Here is an 18326-nt window from a genome sequence, read left to right on the forward strand (position 1 = left end):
TAGCCCTCATGCTGCTCACCGTGACGTTCACCCTGTTGCTGGCCGCACTGGTGGTGGTGCTGGTCATGCAGTGGCAGCGGGGACGCAACCCGCGGGCCATGTCCGCCGGGAAGGCCTCGCAATATGTGCAGGGAATGCTGACGATCGTCGGTGTCTCCGACAACCAGTCCGATCCGCAGAGCGCCACGGACAAGAACGGTCAGCGCTTCTACACCATCACCGGGACCATCGTCGGGCCCGAGACCAACCCGACCGAGGTGTACGGAACGCTCGTGCTCGGGCCGGATGATCCGTGGCCGCAGGTCGGCGACGACCTGCCGGTGATCTACAAGCCGCACAAGGCCGTGACGTCCTGGCAGTTCGGTGTCCTGCCCGATCCGCAGCCGCCCATGGGGCCTGACGCTGTCTGACCCGGCCCGCGGTCGGTACTCTGGATGATTGTGCATCCCGACGTAGCCGCAGACCTCGAATCCCTCGACGCCACCTTGACCACCGTGGAAAAGGTGCTCGACCTCGAGGAGCTCCGTCGTCGAATCGACGAGCTGGAGATGCAGGCCTCGGATCCCGACCTGTGGAACGACCAGGACCACGCACAGAAGGTCACCAGCGAGCTGTCGCACGCGCAGTCCGAACTCCGCAAGGTCTCCGAGCTGCGTCAGCGCCTCGAGGACCTGCCCGTGCACTACGAACTCGCCGACGCCGAAGAGGGCGAGGACAAGGCCGCGGCCCTGGCCGATGCCGACGAGGAGCGGGCCAGCCTGCGCGCCGACATCGAGGCCATGGAGGTCAAGACGATGCTCGCGGGTGAATACGACTCCCGCGAGGCCGTGGTCAACATCCGTTCCGGCGCCGGTGGCGTCGACGCCGCCGACTGGGCGCAGATGCTGATGCGCATGTACATCCGCTGGGCCGAGCGGAAGGGCTACGGCGTCGAGGTCTACGACACCTCCTACGCCGAAGAGGCCGGCCTCAAGTCCGCGACCTTCGCCGTCAAGGCGCCCTACATGTACGGCACCCTCTCGGTGGAGCAGGGCACCCACCGCCTCGTGCGGATCAGCCCGTTCGACAACCAGAGCCGCCGCCAGACCTCGTTCGCCGAGGTCGAGGTACTGCCGGTGGTCGAGACCACCGACCACATCGACGTCGACGAGAACGACATCAAGGTCGACGTCTACCGCTCGTCGGGCCCCGGTGGCCAGTCGGTCAACACCACCGACTCCGCCGTGCGCCTGACCCACATCCCGACCGGCATCGTCGTGACCTGTCAGAACGAGAAGAGCCAGCTGCAGAACAAGGCGTCGGCCATGCGCGTGCTGCAGGCCAAGCTCCTCGAGCGCAAGCGCCAGGAGGAGCGCGCCGAACTCGACGCGCTCAAGGGCGACGGCGGCTCGAGCTGGGGCAACCAGATGCGGTCCTACGTGCTGCACCCGTACCAGATGGTCAAGGACCTGCGGACGGGCGTGGAGGACAACAACCCCACCGCGGTGCTCGACGGCGAGCTCGACAAGTTCATCGAGGCCGGCATCCGCTGGCGGATGGCGTCTGCCGAAGCGTGACCGTGACCTCGGGAGCCGACTTGCTGGCCGCTGCGCCGTCCCCGACCGAGATCCTCATCGGTCGGGTTTATGTCTGGCTGGCCACGAACGGCCTCGAGATCGTCATCTGGATTCTGGGTGCGGTGCTGCTGGCCCGCGTCATCCGGTGGTTCGCCGGCAAGTACGCCAATCGGGTCGAATCGCGGTTCTCCACCAGTGATCTGATCGTCCAGACCGAGGACGCCAAACATCGTCGGGCGCTGGTCGACGTGGTGGCGTGGTCGCTGATCGTCGGCATCGCCATCGTCGTCATCGTCCATATCCTCGGGGTGTTCGGGATTCCGCTCAGCGGACTCACCGGACCGACCGCAGTCATCGGTGCTGCCCTCGGTTTCGGCGCACAGCGCATAGTGCAGGACATCCTGGCCGGCTTCTTCGTCGTCGCAGAAAAGCAATACGGCTACGGCGACGTGGTGAACCTGACCGTGACCGGCAATGCGCCGGCGGAGGGCACCGTCGAGGACGTGACCCTACGGGTGACCAAGCTCCGCACCACCGAGGGCGAGGTCATCACCGTTCCCAACGGCCAGATCATCAAGGCCACCAACCTGTCTAAGGACTGGGCGCGCGCCGTCGTCGACGTGCCGGTGCCCTCCGAGGCCGACATCGGGCTCGTCAACGACACGCTCGACCGGGTCGGCCGCCAGTTCTACGAGCTGCCACGTTGGCACGACCTGCTACTCGACGCGCCGTCGTCGCTGGGTGTGATCAGCCTCGAACTCGACTCCATCACCGTGCGCATGGTGACGCGGACCCTGCCGGGCAAGCAGTTCGAGGTGGGCCGAGCACTGCGCGTCCACATCATCCGAGCCCTCGCCCGCGAGGGGATCACGGTGCCGGCCGGGCGTGAGGTCCAGGCGGCGGGCGGTCCGCCGGCGACCCTGGCCGACCAGGTCGGCCGTGACCGGGATGGGGACGAGTGATGGCCGGGTCCCAACAGAACCAGTCCCCGCAGCCGGGATCGGACGGCTCGGAACACGACGGGGGACGCCGCCGGCGCATCTTCCGCTGGAACCAACACATCGGGCGCACCTCGATCCGGATCAGCACGGCGATCCTCTTCGCCGTGTTCATCGTCTGCTGCGTCCTCTACGGCTACACCTCCCAGCGCTACGGCGTCGTCTCGCCGGAACCGCCGCGTCCCGCGCCGAGGACATCCCAGGTCGTCGACCAACCGACGTACGAGCAGCCGCTGCCGTCGACGTACGAGCGGACCACCTCGGAATCGCCTTCGGAGTCGTCGACGACCGGCGGGCCGGGGTCCGACGGCGGGACTGAGACGCCCGTGCCGCCGGGCCAGACGCCCACACCGTCGCAGTCCACCACCCGACCGACGATCCCCGGCCTGCCGGGCGTGGAGATTCCGCAATTCGGCGCCCCGACGCCGACCACTCCGGTTCCGACACGCTGACTTCCGCGCAAGCGCAGGTCAGTGCCATCTTCGACCCGGTGTGTTGCGCCTGAACGGACTCTCAGGCGGCGTCGTTACACTGGCTCATCGTGATCAAGCTGGAGAACGTCACGATGCAGTACAAGGCATCCTCTCGACCGGCTCTGAAGGATTTGAGCTTCGAGGTCGACAAGGGGGAGTTCGCGTTCCTGATCGGTCCGTCCGGATCGGGTAAGTCGACGTTCTTCCGATTGCTGCTCAAAGAGGACCGGCCCACGAGTGGCGACGTGTACCTCGGTGAGTTCCATGTCAACAAGATGCGGGCCCGTTCGGTTCCGAAACTCCGCCAGTCGATCGGCTGTGTCTTCCAGGACTTCCGGTTGCTGCAGAAGAAGACCGTCGCCGAGAATGTCGCCTTCGCGCTCGAGGTGATCGGCCGACCGAAGTCGACGATCCAGCGCGTGGTGCCCGAGGTGCTCGAGTATGTCGGTCTCGAGGGCAAGCACGACCGCATGCCCAACGAGCTGTCCGGTGGCGAGATGCAACGTGTGGCCATCGCCCGCGCGATAGTCAACCGCCCGCTCGTGCTGCTGGCCGACGAGCCGACCGGAAACCTCGATCCGGAGACCAGCGAGGAGATCGTCGACGTCCTCGACCGCGTCAACCGTCGGGGCACCACGGTGGTCATGGCCACCCACGACCGGCACATCGTCGACGCGATGCGACGCCGCGTCCTCGAATTCGACAACGGGCAGCTCGTGCGCAACGACCCGCAGGGTGTGTACGGAATCGGCTGACGGCTCAGCCCACTCCCGACACACAACAACGACCCCCAAGGACGTCTGAGCAAGCATGCGAGCGAATTTCATCATCAGCGAGGTTCTCAACGGACTGCGCCGCAATGCGACCATGACCATCGCGATGATCATCACCACGGCGATCACGCTGGGTATGTTCGGCGGTGGCCTGTTGGTGATCCAGATGGCCGACAAGAGCCAGAAGATCTTCCTCGACCGGGTGGAGATGGAGTTCTACCTCAATCCCGAAGTCACCGAACGCGATCCGCAGTGTCAGGCCGATCCCTGCGCGCAGTTGCGACGGGGGCTCGAGAACGAGCCCGGCGTCACCTCGGTGACCTACCTCGACAAGGACGAGGCCTACAAGCGTGCGAAGGAGATCTTCGCGAACAACCCGGACCTCGCCGAGAACATCGTCGAGGGCACACTGCCGGCGTCGTTGCGGGTGCGGGTCTCCGACCCGGCCCAGTTCGACGCGGTGCTCACCGAGTACGCGGGCCGAAAAGACCTGGGTGTGGACGCATTCAAGGACGACCGCAAACTGGTGCAACGCATCTTCAGTGTGCTCGACGGGGTGCGCAACGCGACGTTCGCAATCGCCTCGGTGCTCGCGGTCGCGGCGATCTTGTTGATCATCAACACCGTTCAGATCGCGGCGTTCACAAGACGAACCGAAGTGTCGATCATGCGCCTGGTGGGCGCGACGCGGTGGTACACACAGCTGCCGTTCCTCCTGGAGGCGGTGGTGTCCGCCCTTGTCGGTGCGTTGCTCGCGATCGGTGGTCTGCTGCTCGCGAAGAAGTTCTTCTTCGACACCGCGCTGAAGGAGCTCTACGGCGTGAGCTTCTTCGCCCGCATCGAACTGGCGGACGTCTTATTCGTCGCGCCGTGGCTGATCCTCGGCGGAATCGTGTTGGCGGGTGCGACGGCATATGTCACCCTTCGTGTGTACGTCCGGGAATGAGCGGACCCGCCGCCGACGTTCCACACACGCTTGACTACGGTCTATTCGACCCTGCCAACCGTCGATCCACGAGGAGGTGAGTGCGCGATGCCCAAGGAAAAGGGACGCAACGTGATTGCCCAGAACCGCAAGGCGCGCCACAACTACGCCATCCTCGACGTCTACGAGGCAGGCATCGCTCTCGTGGGGACCGAGGTGAAGAGTCTGCGCGCGGGTAAGGCCTCGCTCGTCGACGCCTTCGCCACGATCGACGATGGCGAGGTGTGGCTGCATGCCCTGCACATCGCCGAGTACGGCCACGGTTCCTGGACCAATCACGCGGTCCGACGCAAGCGCAAGCTGCTGATGCATCGTCGGGAGATCGACAATCTGATCGGCAAGATCCGCGACGGAAACCTCACGCTCGTGCCGCTGTCGCTGTATTTCAGCGACGGTCGGGTGAAGGTCGAGCTGGCGCTCGCCCGCGGTAAGCAGGCGCACGACAAGCGCCACGACATCGCCAAGCGGACCGCGCAGCGTGAGGTCGAGCGTGAGGTCGGCCGTCGTGTGAAGGGGATGGGCTGACCGACCGGATCGGCCGGATCTCAGGCTGCCTTGTAGAGACGCGTGCCCTCATTCGTGTGCGGGGTCTCGGCGGTCGCCGCCGGCGCGCGGCGGTAGGTGCGTTCGTATCGTTCGACGTCGGTACGCCGCAACGGGGGAGTGAGCGGGTCCGACGACACGTATACATCGCTGTCGCGGGTGGCCTCGCTGAGTCGGATCTGCATGCGGAACGCGGTGAGGGCACCTGCGAACAGGACGGCCATCGCGAGTCCGAACATCCACGACGGTGCATCGACGCCACCGGCGAGCGACATCACGAACAGTCCCAGGAACAGGAATCCGAGCAGCATCACCAGGTAAGCGGCGAAGGCGAACGATCTTGGACGGGGTGCGGAGCGCACGGCGAACAACCTCCTCGGGTAACGGGTTCCGATACATAGTGTGTATCGCTACGGCGACTGTAGCGCAACACTCTGTGTAGCGGCTGAGCGTGCCGTGATATTCCTGAAGCACCGGTGCTCGACAGCGCCGGTTCCGACTGAGAAGGGTTCCGCGCTTGCCTGCTGACAGCGGTCCGAAGATCATCACGGCTGCGCTGGAGCTGCTGCGCACGAAGGGGCCGTCGGGCGTGACGATCGAGGCCGTCGCCGCCCACTCCGGCGTCGCCCGCACCACCATCTACCGCCGATACCGCAACCGCGACGAGATGCTCACCGCGGCGCTCGTCGCCGTGGGGACGCCACCGGGTCTCGACGACGAGCTGTCGGGGGAGCAACGCCTTCGATGGGTGGTCCGCCACGCGGCATCGATGGTGTCCGACGGCATCGGCTTCGGTGGGATGGCGGCACTGATCACCGACGCCGATCCCGCCTTCACCGAGATCTTTCGCGCCGTGCTGTCGACGCACCGCGCCGACCTCACGAGAGTCATCGACGACGGCAAGAGCCGCGGATTCGTGGCTTCCACCGTGGACCCGGACACGCTCATCGACAGCATCGTCGGAACACTCGTCGCGGAACGGGCCAGGTTGGGGAGCGTCGGCGACGACTGGGAGGACCGCGTCGTCGAAATGTTCGCGCCGATCGTGCTCGCCCGTGGTTGAGCTCGGTTCTTCTCGCTGGTTGAGCTCCGTCGAAACCGGGAATGAAGTCCGCTGTCGGACTTGTTAGACTGAATTACTCGCTGACTTCGGTCGGCGGGTACCTGTCTCGGGGCTGATCGGTTTCGACTACGTGCGTCGAGGTAGGGGAAGCGTGTCGGTGCAGGCTGGAGACCACCGTATAAGCGTCGCAGCAACCAATTAAGCGCCGATTCCAATCAGCGCGACTACGCCCTCGCTGCCTAAGTAGCGACGGCTAGTCTGTCGGCCCGGATTGTGCTCCCGAATCCGGATGCCGGCATCATCTCAGGGAGCTCACCGTCCTCGCCGGTCGCGGGCGAGGTCGGAACATCAAACAGCGACTGGGATCGTCATCTCGGCTTGTTCGCGTGACCGAGAGATCCAAGTAGAGACATAGCGGACTGCACACGGAGAAGCCCTACCAACACGACGGAGGACCCGGGTTCAATTCCCGGCAGCTCCACGGCCAGAGCGCCCCACCTGTTCGCAGGTGGGGCGCTTTGCGTACAGCGGCTTCTACAGGGTCGGTTCGGGAACCGAGCTGACCTCGGCGTTCGAGTGCGGCGTGAGCCTGGTGCCGACGCTCCGAAGGCCTATCTCAGTAGTAGTGGGCTCGACCGCCCACCGCGCGCCCGGTGGCACCGAGAACCGCGAGGATCACGCCGATCACGGCGACGATGATGCCCAGGGTCCACAGGATCGGGATGCCGAAGATGAATCCGAGAACAAGAAGGATGATTCCGAGGATGATCACCGCGCACACTCCGGAGGTCGCAGTTACTAGGATGCTCGACGCTGCTGCAAGCACCTCTCACGTTACCCCCGTCACACCCGACAATGCGCCGAACGATGACCGACCGTCGGACGCCGCTCGGTGTCGCCGCGGCTCAGGCCGCGGCCGCGTCGGCCAGCGCGTGCTCACGGTGACGACGTCGCTTGCTGATGACGCCGTGGGTCGGGCTGAACAGGAAGACGAGCAGGAACAGGATTCCCTGCACCAGCACGACCATGCCGCCGGGTGAGGTGTCCTGGTAGTAGGACACGTACAGGCCGATGACGCCGCACAGTGCCGAGGTGGCGGGCGCGATGACCAGCATGCGGGTGAAGCGGTTGGTGAGCATTTGCGCTGTCGCGCCGGGGATGATCAGCATCGCCACCACCAGCACGATGCCGACCACCTGCAGCGCGGTCACGGCGGTCAGAGCCAGCAGGGCGAGGAGTACCGCGCCCAGCAACCTCGGGCTGAGGCCGATGGCGAAGGCGTGGGTGGGGTCGAAAGCGTAGAGGGTGAAGTCGCGGCGCTTGAGCAGCAGGATCACCGCGACGATGGCACCGAGGATCGCGATCTGGATCAGATCCGACGCCGAGACACCGAGCAGGTTGCCGAAGATGATGTGGTTCAGGTCGGTCTGGCTCGGCGTCACCGAGATCAGGACCAGCCCGAGGGCGAACAGCGATGTGAAGACGATGCCGATCGCGGCGTCCTCTTTCACCCGGCCGCCGTCGCGGACCGCACCGATCATCGCCACCGCGAGGAACCCGAAGACCACCGCGCCGATGGCGAACGGGAATCCGACGATGTAGGCGAGCACGACTCCCGGCAGTACGGCATGGGAGACGGCGTCACCCATCAGCGACCAACCGATCAGCACCAGCCAGCACGACAACAGCGCGCAGACGACCGATGCGATCAGCGTCGCCCACAATGCCCGGGTCATGAAGGCGTAGGCGAAGGGGTCGAGGAGGTGGTCGACGATGCTCATGACGCCTCCTCCTGGCGGTCGCCGGGAGTCTGTACGGTCCGGTCCAGCGGGTCGAGCCCGAAGGCGCGCACCAGATTGTCGGTGGTGATCACCTCGGTGGGGTCACCCTGTGCGACGACCCGCCGCATCAGCAGGATCGCCTGGTCGGCGAGCGTCGGCAGAACCTGCAGATCGTGCGTGGAGACCAGGATCGTCACGCCCGAATCGGCGAGTTCGCGCAGCAACGCGGTGATGGTGGCCTCGGTGCGTTTGTCGACGCCGGCGAACGGCTCGTCGAGCAACAGAATCGAGGCCTCCTGCGCGATGCCGCGGGCCACGAAGGCGCGCTTGCGCTGGCCACCGGAGAGCTGGCCGATCTGACGGTCGGCGTAGTCGGTGAGTTCCACGCGCGCGAGTGCTTTGTCGACGGCGTCGTGGTCGGCGCGCTTGGGTCGGCGGGTGAAGCCGAGATGGCCGTAGCGGCCGGTCATCACGACGTCGCGCACCGAGAGCGGGAACGTCCAGTCGATGTCCTCGGACTGCGGGACGTACCCGACGAGGCCGGACTTGCGAGCGGCGGCGGGGGATCTGCCGGCGAGTGTGACCGAGCCGGTGGTCGGGGTGACCGACCCGACGATGGTCTTGAACAGCGTCGACTTGCCCGATCCGTTCATGCCGACGAGCGCGCAGATGCGGCCCGTCGGCACGCGCACCGAGGCGTGGTCGAGCGCGAGGATGCGGCCGTAACGCACCGTCACGTCGTCGACCTCGATGGCATGCGAGGTGATCATCGGTTGTCTCCCGTCAGTCCCGACACGATGGTCCGGGCGTCGTGGCGGATCAGGTCGAGGTACGTGGGCACCGGGCCGTCGGCCTCGGAGAGGGAGTCGACGTACAGCGTGCCGCCGAAACGGGCGTCGGTTGCGCCGACGACCTGCTGCATCGCCGCGTCGGAGACCGTCGACTCGCAGAAGACCGCCGGCACCCGGTTCTTGCGGACGAAGTCGATGGCCGCGGCCACCTGCTGCGGGGTGGCCTGCTGTTCGGCGTTGACCGGCCAGATGTAGCGCTCGGCGAGTCCGGCGTCGCGCGCGAGGTAGGAGAAGGCGCCCTCGCAGGTGACCAGCGCGCGTTCGTTGAGAGGCAGGTCGTCGAGTGCCGAGACCAGTTCGGTCTGCACCTGCTGCAGCTGTTTCTTGTACGACGCTCCGTTGGCCGCGAAGATCTCGGCGCCCTCGGGGTCGAGGTCGGTGAACGCCTCGACCAGGTTGTCGACGTAGATGCCGACGTTGACCGGACTCATCCATGCGTGCGGATTCGGTTTGCCCGCATAGGCATCCGAGGCGATGTCGATCGGGTCGATGCCGTCGCTGGCCACCACATGCCGAACGTCGAGTCCGTCGACGAACTGGCCGAACCAGGCCTCGAGATCGAGTCCGTTGTCGACGACGAGTGAGGCCGTCGCGGTGCGTCGCACGTCGCCAGGAGTGGGTTCGTAACCGTGGATCTCCGCGCCCGGCTTGGTGATCGACTCGACCCGCAGGCGATCACCCGCGACATTCGACGCGATGTCGGCGAGCACGGTGAACGTCGTGAGCACGACCTTCTCGTCGGGGAGACGGCTGGACAGAGTGCAGCCCGAGATGACCGTGCACAGGACAGCGATCAGCGCCCCGGCGGACAGCAGTCGACGAGCGCGCACCTTGGGCATGCCGACACTATAGTTTCGGGGAGCCGAACTTTCTACCTCCGGGGGGCCGCAAACCCCGATCCGTACGAAATCCGCCCCCGATAACCACCCTCCTGAACGGGTCCGGCGACATATCGTCGCCGCCCCGGCTGTGGAGGGCGCATCTCAGGGGCGGATCCCGGGGGCGGATCTCGGGGGCGGATTTCACCGGCGGCCGGTCAGATGACGCCCGACTCCCGTAGCTCGGTCAGGTCCTCGGTCGACAGTCCCAGCATCTCGCCGTAGACGGTCTCGTTGTCGTACCCCGGCGTGGGCGGGCCGGCGTTGCGGATGCCGCCGGGCGTCTCGCTGAACTGGGGGACGACGCCGGGTCCGAGGACGGTTCGCCGGGCGCCCTCGTCGTAGTGCTCGGCGATCATGCCGCGCGCCCGCAGATGGGGGTCGGCGACCACCTCGGCGACCGTGTTGACCGGGCCCACAACCACTCCCGCGGCGCTCAGCACCTCGGTGAGTTTTTCGGCGGAGTACTGCGCCGACCATTCGCCGATCATCGCGTCCAGCTCGTCCTGGTTACGACCCCGGGCGGTGTGGTCGGCGAATCGCTCGTCGGTGGCGAGTTCGGGTTGGCCCATCGCCTGGCAGAGGCGGGCGAACACCGAGTCCTGGTTGGCCGCGATGATGACGTGCGTGCCGTCGCTGGTGGGGTAGAGGTTCGACGGCGCGATGCCTTCGAGTCGGGTGCCCGACGGTCCGCGCACCACGCCGCCCGCGTCGTAGTCGGCGATCGCCGATTCCTGCACGGCCACACAGGATTCGATGAGGGAGGTGTCGACGACCTGGCCCTTGCCGGTCACCGTCCGGCGATACAGGGCTGCCAGTGCGCCCTGCGCGGCGAACATGCCGGCGAGGGTGTCGCCGATCGAAAGTGCCAGTCGCGGAGGCAGTTGCCCGGGGTAGCCGTTCAGATACCTTAGGCCGCTTGCTGCTTCGGCGACGGACGCATAGCCGGCGCGTGTCGCATCCGGACCTGTCTGGCCGTAACCGGACACCCGCACGATGACGAGGCCGGGGTTGCGCTCCGACAACACGTCCGGGCCGATGCCGAGACGTTCGAGCGTGCCGGGGCGGAAGTTCTCGACGACGACATCGGCGCGGTCGGCGAGCTCGAGGAAGATCTCTCGGCCGCGGTCGGAGCGCAGGTCGAGGGTGATCGCTTTCTTGTTGCGGGCGTGGACCGTCCAGTAGAAGCGATGGCCGTCGACCTCGGCCTGACCCCAGGTGCGGATCGGATCGGGTTTGCCCGGCGGTTCGATCTTGATGATGTCGGCGCCCATGTCGCCGAGGAGTCGGGCGGCGTGCGGGCCCGCGATCAGGGTGCCCAGCTCGAGCACGGTGACGCCCTCGAGCGGTCCTGCCGGGGCTCCTTCTCGGTTCGGCGCGGCAACGGTGTTGTCGGTCATGGGAGACAGTGTGGCCGGTCACAGGTGCGACGCCAATACGAAGGGTCGGTTTACGGTTGGAACGAATCGAATCTTGCGTTCCATTGTCGCGCATCTCCGGCTATGGTGTGTGTCGTCGAACACATACTGGGGAGGCTTTGAATGGTTGATCACGCATCGGGGACCGGGCTCCTGCCCGACATCCGTCTCGCCGACATGGCGGCGGGCGTCGCATCGCTGCGCAAGGACATCGGGACCGTTCTGCGTGTGCTGCCGGAGATGCTGCCCAAGCCGCCGACCACCAAGATGTCGATCGGCAAGCGCTTCCAGCAGTCCGTCGACAAGTACCCCGACCGCGACTTCCTGCGCTTCGAGGGCTCGTCGATCACCTACCGCGAGGCCAACGCCCGGGCCAACCGTCTCGCCGACTTCCTGACGCGTGAGGGCGTCGGCAAGGGCGATGTGGTGGCGGTGCTGTCGAAGAACCACCCCGACGTCGTGATCGCCATGCTCGGCATCGTCAAGATCGGCGCGATCTGCGGCATGATCAACTTCCACCAGCGCGGCGCAGTGCTCGAGCACAGCCTGGGGCTCCTCGACGCCAAGGTCGTTCTGTACCAGGAGGATCTGGTCGAGGCCCTGGACTCGGTACCGCAGAGTGCGCGTCCGGCAAAGGAATTCACCTTCGAGAAGCTGCCGTCGCTGGTCGCGCCATGCTCGCCGGTCAATCCAAAGGCCACCGAATCCGTCGAGGTCGGCTCGACGGCGATCCTGATCTTCACCTCCGGTACCACCGGATACCCCAAGGCCAGCAAGCTGAGTCACTACCGCTGGCTGGTCGCCATGAACGGCATCGGCGGCCTCGGGATCCGACTGCGCAGCGACGACGTGATGTACACGGCGCTGCCCTTCTACCACAACAACGCGCTCACGATCTCACTGTCGTCGGTGCTCAACTCCGGTGCCTGCCTCGCGATCGGCAAGCAGTTCTCGGCGTCCCGCTTCTTCGACGAGCTCATCGAGAACGACGCCACCGCGTTCAGCTACATCGGCGAGCTGTGCCGGTATCTCCTGGCGCAGCCGCCGAAGCCGACCGACCGCGCGCACCGCGTCCGGCTCGCCGTCGGCAACGGCCTACGCCCCGACATCTGGGACGACTTCACCGGACGTTTCGGCATCGACCGCATCGTCGAGTTGTATGCGGCCAGCGAGGCCAACATCGGCTTCGTCAACGTGTTCGGGCTGTCCAAGACCGCGGGCTTCTCGCCGTTGCCCTACATCGTCGTCGAGTACGACGAGGAAACCGGCGAACCGTTGCGCGGGCCCGATGGCCGGGTGAAGAAGGTCGGCAAGGGCGGCACGGGACTGCTTCTCGCACAGATCAACTCGCGCGTCCCCTTCGACGGTTACACCGATCCGAAGGCCACCGAGAAGAAGATCGTCCGCGACGCCCGCAAGAAGGGCGACCAGTGGTTCAACAGCGGCGACGTCGTCCGCGACCAGGGCTTCCACCACATCGGCTTCGTCGACCGGATCGGTGACACCTTCCGCTGGAAGGGTGAGAACGTCGCCACCACCGAGGTCGAGGCCGTGGTCGACGCACACGACGCCGTCGAGGAGGCCGTCGTCTTCGGTGTGCCGGTGCCTGGTGTCGACGGCAAGGCCGGCATGGCGGCGGTGAGTCTCCACGACGGTCAGGAGTTCGACGCCGCGGGCTTCGCCGCTCACGTCCGGAAGGGACTGCCGAGTTACGCGGTGCCGCTGTTCGTCCGGATCGTCGACCAGCTCGAACACACGTCGACCTTCAAGAACATGCGTACCGAACTGCGCAAGCAGGCCTACTCCGAGACCGGCGACGATCCGATGTACGTGCTCTCGGGCGACACCTACGTCGAGTTCTACCCGGAGTACGTCGAGGAACTGTCCGGAGCCCGGCGACAGGGGTGAGCGGTGGGCCGACGTGGTGGCGGTGTCAGCCGTTCACCACGTCGTAGACCGCCTCGGCCGGCGCAGCCAGGAGCCGGTCCGCCATCTCCTGCTTGAGGTGGGTCAGGCGCGCCTCCTCCTCGGTGGTGCGCTCCGGTTGCCGGGCCAGCGCGATGAACTCATCCGTCACGAACCCCTCGCGGATTTCCAGCCGGACCTTCCGGTCGCGGTAGGACAGCTCGAAGACGTAGCGCTCGAGCGTCGCGCCGCGGTCGTTGCGCTCCAGTGTGGAGTCGATGGTGTAGCGGTTCTCGGTCACCGCGCGGGTGACCATCTCGAAGGTGTCCCGTACACCGGGCCCGGTATGTGCCGTGGCCACGACGATGTCACGACGCTCGACCGAGCCGGGTTCACCGAGTTGGGGCAGAGCTCGCTCGAGGACCTTGAACGCGTGCGCGACGCCGCCCGGGAAGCCGGGACCGTGGTATCGGGTCACGTCATCGATGCTGTAGGAGATCTGGGTTCCCTGATCGGTGACGGTGATCGCGTTCATGCGATTGGACTCCTTCGTGGTGCGCGCCGCCGGGGACCGGAGACGTCAGCCTGCGGAGTTTACTCATGGTGCACAGCGGACAAGCGCTCGCCCACGAAGTCGAGCGCGCTGCGCTGCCACAGGCCGATGTGGTCGAGCATCGCGTGGCCCCCGTCGGGGACGTTGACGAAATGGGCGTCCACGCCCTGCGCCGACAACTCGTCGATGCCCTTGCGGGTGCGCTTGGCGAAGGTGCGTTCGTCGGCGTCGCCGTGGACGGCCACCACGCGGGCGCCCGGCTGGATGTGTCGCCAGTCGGCGTACTGCCACCAGGGGGCGAGGGCGAGTACGCCGATGACCCGGCGGTCGGCGGCGAGCTGCGCGGCGACCCGGCCGCCCATCGAGTGTCCGATCGCGACGACGGGGACGCCGGGGTGGCGACGACACAACTCGTCGAGCGCGGCGCGCGCCGGGAGCATGGGGCTGCTCTCGTCGCCGTTCCAGCCGTAGACGCGGTACCGCACCTGATGCACCCGCACGGCCCGTCCGTAGCGCAATCGGAGCGACCACGTGAACGGGTACATGCGCAACGCCGAGCCCTGCCACGGACTGAACGGTTTGCGACTGTCGTCGGTGCCGCCGGGCAGCACCAGGACGAGGAGGCCGGCCGGGTCGCGCCGGGTCGCGAACAGTCCGGGCGAGAGCAGTCGCAGGGGACCGGGGTTCAACATGGTTCGGCAGGCCTCCAACGGCACGTCGACGATCGTCTCACCCTAGCGATTCGATTCCGAGGCTAATATGGACCGGTCTGCTGAGCCTCGCCAATTGGTGTCGTCGGACGGGCGAATTCCGATCTTGGTGGCAGAATCGCCGATATGGCACATTCCCGCGCTGGAACATTGGCCCTGCCCGAAGACCTCGTCGACGTGGAGGCACTCGAGCGTGCCTATTACGACAACGTCCCTGATCCGTCGGACCCGTTGCAGCAGGTCGTGTTCGGGACATCCGGCCATCGGGGTTCGAGTTTCGACACCGCATTCAACGAGGCGCATATCCTCGCGACGACGCAGGCCATCGTCGAATACCGGCGCGGTGCGGGAATCACGGGTCCGCTGTTCATCGGTTTCGATACGCACGCTTTGTCGATTCCGGCGTGGCGGACAGCGCTCGAGGTTCTCGCCGCCAACGAGGTGTCGGTGTTCACCGCCGAGGACGACTCATACACCCCGACCCCTGCGGTCAGTCGCGCGATCCTGACGTTCAACAAGGAGAACCCCGGTGTGCTCTCCGACGGCATCGTGGTGACGCCGTCGCACAACCCGCCGCGCGACGGCGGGTTCAAGTACAACCCGCCGACCGGTGGTCCGGCCGACACCACCGTGACCTCGGTCATCGCTGCTCGCGCCAACGACCTGCTCGCGGCGAAGCTCGACGGCGTGAAGCGGATTCCGTTCGAGCGGGCTCGATCCAGTGAGTTCGTCGCGGACTACTCGTTCCTGCAGGACTACATCGAGGGCCTCGGCGACGTCGTCGACATGGCGGCCATCCGCGACGCCGGCATCCACATCGGTGCCGACCCGCTCGGCGGTGCGTCGGTCGGGTACTGGGCCCACCTCGGGCTGCGCTACAACCTCGAACATCTCACCGTCGTCAACCCGACCGTCGACCCGACGTTCTCGTTCATGACGCTCGACACCGACGGCAAGATCCGGATGGACTGCTCGTCGTCGAACGCGATGGCCTCGCTGATCTCCGCGCGCGACTCCTTCGACATCGCGACCGGAAACGACGCCGACTCCGACCGCCACGGGATCGTCACGCCCGACGCCGGTCTGATGAATCCGAACCACTACCTCGCGGTGGCCATCGACTACCTGTTCACCCATCGTCCGCAGTGGTCGGAGCGGGCGGCGGTCGGCAAGACGCTGGTGTCGTCGTCACTCATCGACCGGGTGGTCACCGGGATCGGCCGGCCGCTGATGGAGGTCCCCGTCGGTTTCAAGTGGTTCGTCGACGGACTGCTCTCGGGACGCGTAGCGTTCGGCGGTGAGGAGAGTGCCGGGGCGTCGTTCCTGATGTTCGACGGCACGCCGTGGTCGACCGACAAGGACGGCATCATCATGGCGCTGCTCGCCTCGGAGATCCTGGCCGTCACCGGCAAGACGCCGTCACAGCGGTACGCCGAACTCGCCGAGCAGTACGGCGAGACCTCCTACGCCCGGATCGACGCGCCTGCGTCGCGCGAGCAGAAGGCGGTGTTGTCGAAGCTGTCGCCGGAGCAGGTGAAGGCCACCGAACTCGCCGGAGAACCGATCTCCGCGATCATGACAACCGCACCTGGCAACGGGGCGGCGATCGGCGGCCTGAAGGTCACCACCGAGAACGCGTGGTTCGCCGCGCGGCCGTCCGGAACGGAGGACGTCTACAAGATATACGCCGAATCCTTCAAGGGCCCTGAGCATCTCGCGCAGGTGCAGAAGGAGGCGCAGCAGGTCGTCGACACCGCGCTCGGGAGCTGATCAGCCGCCCGCGGGGATGCCGATCGCCAGGCCCACCAGATAGGTGGCGCCGGCGGCGATCACGCCGAAACACAGCTGACGCAGCGCGCCCCGGGCGATCGGGTGGCGGGTGACGTACGCGGCGACGCCGCCCGCGATGAGGAGTCCTACGGCGCCGACCGACAGGCCGAGGAGCAGCGAGGAGAACCCGAGCAGGTACGGGATCAGCGGGACGACGCCGCCGATACCGAACATCACGAACGACGATATCGCTGCCACCCACGGGGACGGCTTGTCCGACGGGGCGACGCCGAGTTCCTGGGTGATGTGGACGTCGACCGCACCTTCGGGGTCCTGGTGGATCTCGTGCGCCGCGGTGGTCGCGGTCTCCTCGGTCATGCCCATCTCGGTGAACATCTCGATGAGTTCGTGGATCTCCCCGCCGGGGTTCTTCTCGATCTCGGAGCGTTCGACCTCCACCTCGGCATCGAGCTGCTCGTTCTGCGTCGACACCGAGGTGAACTCGCCGAGCGCCATCGAGAACGCGCCGGCGATCAGTCCGGCGACGCCCGACAGGATGATCGTGTGTGCACTGGCACCTGCGCCACCGACGCCGGCGACGAGACTGATGTTGGTGACCAAGCCGTCCATCGCGCCGAAGGTCGCGGCGCGGACCTGGCCGCCCGAGACGTCCGGGTGCTCGTGGCTGATCGGGTTCATTTCCTCGTCGACCTCGCTGTTGGTCACCCCGCGAGCGTAGCGACGTATGTCGCGGGTCGCCGGGCGAGCCGGCCCTTCTCCCGGTCCAGCCATCCCTTCGCCGATCGACCGTCCCTGTGCCGACCGAGCCGTCCCTTCGCCGATCGAGCCGTCCCTTCGCCGATCGAGCCGTGTCGAGATCATTTTGCGAAAGCGGCACGTATTCGGTGCTCCTCGGGCGCATCTACTCAGCCGATTATCAGTGCGGCGCGGATATTGTCGTTACGTGAGCGAAAAGCGTAAGTCGGGAGCCTCCGTGCCCCGCGCCACCACATCGAAGTATCAGCCGAGCGCGCCGTCGAGCACGATGACCTATGTCCTCGGAGGTATCGCGATCCTGGTGATCGCGGGCCTGGTCATCGGCGGGATCTGGTGGAGCGGTCGCGACAAGGGAACCGCTGACCAGTCCGCGCTCGCCGCGAGTTCGACGATGATCGTCGGACCGGAGAACGCGCCGCTGATCGATGTCTTCGAGGACCCGCTGTGCCCGGTGTGCAAGATGTTCGAGCAGCAGTCGGGTCCCGCGATCACCGCCGCGGTCACCGAGGGAAAGCTGCGGGTGCGATATCACACGCTCAACTTCCTGAACTCGCGGTCGGCGACCGGTGACTACAGCTCCCGTGCGGCGGGCGCGCTGACCTGTGTGGCGCAGGAGCAGAACACCGACCTGTTCCTCCGGTTCCACAGTGCGCTGTTCGACGCCCAGCCGGCCGAGGACGGCACCGGCAACATCACCAGCCCTGAACTGGCGCGCCTGGCGACCTCGCAGGGTGCGACACCCGCGACCGCCAAGTGCATCACCGACAACGAGAAGGTCGCGCAGGCGGAAGCGAACGCCGCCACGTCGAGTGACGAACTCAAGAAGGCCGCCGGCCAGGTGGGCACCCCGAGCGTCCTCCACGACGGCAAGCCCGTCGATGGACTGCTCGACGGCACCGGCTGGCTCGACGGCATTCTGGGCGCCGGCAAGTCGTGATCCGAGGGGGACCGGGCCCCGCAAAGGGCCCGGTTCCTGCGGATTTGGTCGCCGTCGAGGCAGTGGTGTAACTTTCACAGTGCCCTTGAACAGGGCGGAACAAAAAAATACGGGGCTATGGCGCAGCTGGTAGCGCACCACACTGGCAGTGTGGGGGTCAGGGGTTCGAGTCCCCTTAGCTCCACTCCACAGAGGGTGGGTCAGACTTTCGGGTCTGACCCACCCTTTTTCTTGTTGTCCCGCGCCCGGGGCGGGGCCCCTTCGCGCACACCGTATCTGCTCGGAATTCGCCACCCTGTGCCCAGAATTGTCGGCACAGAAATACCGCTGAAGCAAGGCTAGCCTTCGTTAGTAT

Annotated in this window: 20 protein-coding genes, 1 tRNA gene and 1 other RNA gene; 13 read left to right on the forward strand and 9 right to left on the reverse strand. The window is 66.4% G+C overall.

The features are described 5' to 3' along the window. Positions 1-8 precede the first annotated feature (8 nt). The 7 genes from LQD00_RS02175 to smpB all read left to right on the forward strand — a co-directional run bounded on the left by LQD00_RS02175 (position 9) and on the right by smpB (position 5310). Positions 9-410 (forward strand): hypothetical protein, encoded by a 402-nt coding sequence (locus LQD00_RS02175; protein ID WP_154884865.1) that lies wholly within the window; start codon positions 9-11, stop codon positions 408-410. A 30-nt stretch (positions 411-440) separates the two neighbouring features. Then, on the forward strand, positions 441-1556 hold the full coding sequence (gene prfB / locus LQD00_RS02180) for a peptide chain release factor 2 (RefSeq protein WP_154884864.1): 1116 nt from the start codon (positions 441-443) through the stop codon (positions 1554-1556). Continuing rightward, positions 1553-2518 carry a mechanosensitive ion channel family protein gene (locus LQD00_RS02185; protein WP_232715481.1) on the forward strand — a complete coding sequence of 322 codons (966 nt, stop codon included), beginning with the start codon at positions 1553-1555 and terminating at the stop codon, positions 2516-2518. The genes prfB and LQD00_RS02185 overlap by 4 nt, the downstream gene beginning before the upstream one ends. After that, the gene (locus tag LQD00_RS02190; RefSeq protein WP_232715482.1) at positions 2518-3006 is read left to right on the forward strand and encodes a hypothetical protein; all 489 of its coding nucleotides are present in this window, start codon (positions 2518-2520) and stop codon (positions 3004-3006) included. The genes LQD00_RS02185 and LQD00_RS02190 overlap by 1 nt, the downstream gene beginning before the upstream one ends. Before the next feature lie 89 nt (positions 3007-3095). Next, the gene (gene ftsE, locus LQD00_RS02195) at positions 3096-3782 is read left to right on the forward strand and encodes a cell division ATP-binding protein FtsE (RefSeq protein WP_005198440.1); all 687 of its coding nucleotides are present in this window, start codon (positions 3096-3098) and stop codon (positions 3780-3782) included. 55 nt (positions 3783-3837) lie between these two features. After that, complete coding sequence (gene ftsX / locus LQD00_RS02200) at positions 3838-4746, forward strand: permease-like cell division protein FtsX (protein WP_006865497.1); 909 nt, start codon at positions 3838-3840, stop codon at positions 4744-4746. Positions 4747-4833: 87 nt separating this feature from the next. Then, complete coding sequence (gene smpB, locus LQD00_RS02205) at positions 4834-5310, forward strand: SsrA-binding protein SmpB (protein WP_154884860.1); 477 nt, start codon at positions 4834-4836, stop codon at positions 5308-5310. Positions 5311-5330: 20 nt separating this feature from the next. Here smpB and LQD00_RS02210 read toward each other — a convergent pair whose 3' ends face one another. Further along, positions 5331-5690: a hypothetical protein gene (locus LQD00_RS02210; RefSeq protein WP_232715483.1), complete on the reverse strand. Its 360-nt coding sequence runs from the start codon at positions 5688-5690 to the stop codon at positions 5331-5333. 155 nt (positions 5691-5845) lie between these two features. Here LQD00_RS02210 and LQD00_RS02215 point away from each other — a divergent pair, with 155 nt between their 5' ends. Together LQD00_RS02215 and ssrA are read left to right on the forward strand one after the other, a co-directional pair. Further along, positions 5846-6391: a TetR/AcrR family transcriptional regulator gene (locus tag LQD00_RS02215; protein WP_232715484.1), complete on the forward strand. Its 546-nt coding sequence runs from the start codon at positions 5846-5848 to the stop codon at positions 6389-6391. 108 nt (positions 6392-6499) lie between these two features. Then, positions 6500-6875: a transfer-messenger RNA gene (gene ssrA / locus LQD00_RS02220) on the forward strand. A gap of 132 nt (positions 6876-7007) precedes the next feature. Here the strand turns inward: ssrA and LQD00_RS02225 are convergent. The 5 genes from LQD00_RS02225 to LQD00_RS02245 all read right to left on the reverse strand — a co-directional run bounded on the left by LQD00_RS02225 (position 7008) and on the right by LQD00_RS02245 (position 11301). After that, positions 7008-7163, reverse strand: coding sequence for a DUF6131 family protein (locus LQD00_RS02225; RefSeq protein WP_006865501.1), 156 nt, complete (start codon positions 7161-7163; stop codon positions 7008-7010). Between the two features lie 133 nt (positions 7164-7296). Next, on the reverse strand, positions 7297-8172 hold the full coding sequence (locus tag LQD00_RS02230; RefSeq protein ID WP_006865502.1) for a metal ABC transporter permease: 876 nt from the start codon (positions 8170-8172) through the stop codon (positions 7297-7299). Next, complete coding sequence (locus LQD00_RS02235) at positions 8169-8942, reverse strand: metal ABC transporter ATP-binding protein (RefSeq protein ID WP_232715485.1); 774 nt, start codon at positions 8940-8942, stop codon at positions 8169-8171. The genes LQD00_RS02230 and LQD00_RS02235 overlap by 4 nt, the downstream gene beginning before the upstream one ends. Next, the gene (locus LQD00_RS02240) at positions 8939-9862 is read right to left on the reverse strand and encodes a metal ABC transporter substrate-binding protein (RefSeq protein ID WP_232715486.1); all 924 of its coding nucleotides are present in this window, start codon (positions 9860-9862) and stop codon (positions 8939-8941) included. Before LQD00_RS02240 ends, LQD00_RS02235 begins: the two co-directional genes overlap by 4 nt. A 197-nt stretch (positions 9863-10059) precedes the next feature. Next, the gene (locus LQD00_RS02245; RefSeq protein ID WP_232715487.1) at positions 10060-11301 is read right to left on the reverse strand and encodes a CaiB/BaiF CoA transferase family protein; all 1242 of its coding nucleotides are present in this window, start codon (positions 11299-11301) and stop codon (positions 10060-10062) included. Positions 11302-11442: 141 nt separating this feature from the next. Between LQD00_RS02245 and LQD00_RS02250 the strand changes: the two genes are divergently transcribed. Then, positions 11443-13227, forward strand: coding sequence for a long-chain-acyl-CoA synthetase (locus LQD00_RS02250; RefSeq protein ID WP_232715488.1), 1785 nt, complete (start codon positions 11443-11445; stop codon positions 13225-13227). Between the two features lie 25 nt (positions 13228-13252). Here the strand turns inward: LQD00_RS02250 and LQD00_RS02255 are convergent, their stop codons facing one another. Both LQD00_RS02255 and LQD00_RS02260 read right to left on the reverse strand, forming a co-directional pair. Then, entirely contained in the window at positions 13253-13759 is a 507-nt protein-coding gene (locus tag LQD00_RS02255) for a hypothetical protein (protein WP_232715489.1), read from the reverse strand. 59 nt (positions 13760-13818) lie between these two features. After that, positions 13819-14469 (reverse strand): alpha/beta fold hydrolase, encoded by a 651-nt coding sequence (locus tag LQD00_RS02260; protein WP_232715490.1) that lies wholly within the window; start codon positions 14467-14469, stop codon positions 13819-13821. Between the two features lie 144 nt (positions 14470-14613). On the opposite strand from LQD00_RS02260, the gene pgm reads away from it, so the two are divergent. Further along, positions 14614-16257, forward strand: a complete 1644-nt coding sequence (pgm, locus tag LQD00_RS02265; protein ID WP_232715491.1) for a phosphoglucomutase (alpha-D-glucose-1,6-bisphosphate-dependent) — start codon at positions 14614-14616, stop codon at positions 16255-16257. Here the strand turns inward: pgm and LQD00_RS02270 are convergent, their stop codons facing one another. Then, on the reverse strand, positions 16258-16956 hold the full coding sequence (locus LQD00_RS02270) for a VIT1/CCC1 transporter family protein (protein WP_051992472.1): 699 nt from the start codon (positions 16954-16956) through the stop codon (positions 16258-16260). Between the two features lie 265 nt (positions 16957-17221). Between LQD00_RS02270 and LQD00_RS02275 the strand changes: the two genes are divergently transcribed. Then, positions 17222-17971 (forward strand): DsbA family protein, encoded by a 750-nt coding sequence (locus LQD00_RS02275; protein ID WP_232715492.1) that lies wholly within the window; start codon positions 17222-17224, stop codon positions 17969-17971. A 111-nt stretch (positions 17972-18082) separates the two neighbouring features. Continuing rightward, positions 18083-18155 (forward strand) — tRNA-Ala (locus LQD00_RS02280). Positions 18156-18326: the final 171 nt, after the last annotated feature.

The sequence above is a fragment of the Gordonia metallireducens genome (assembly GCF_021245825.1).
Lineage (GTDB): Bacteria > Actinomycetota > Actinomycetes > Mycobacteriales > Mycobacteriaceae > Gordonia > Gordonia namibiensis.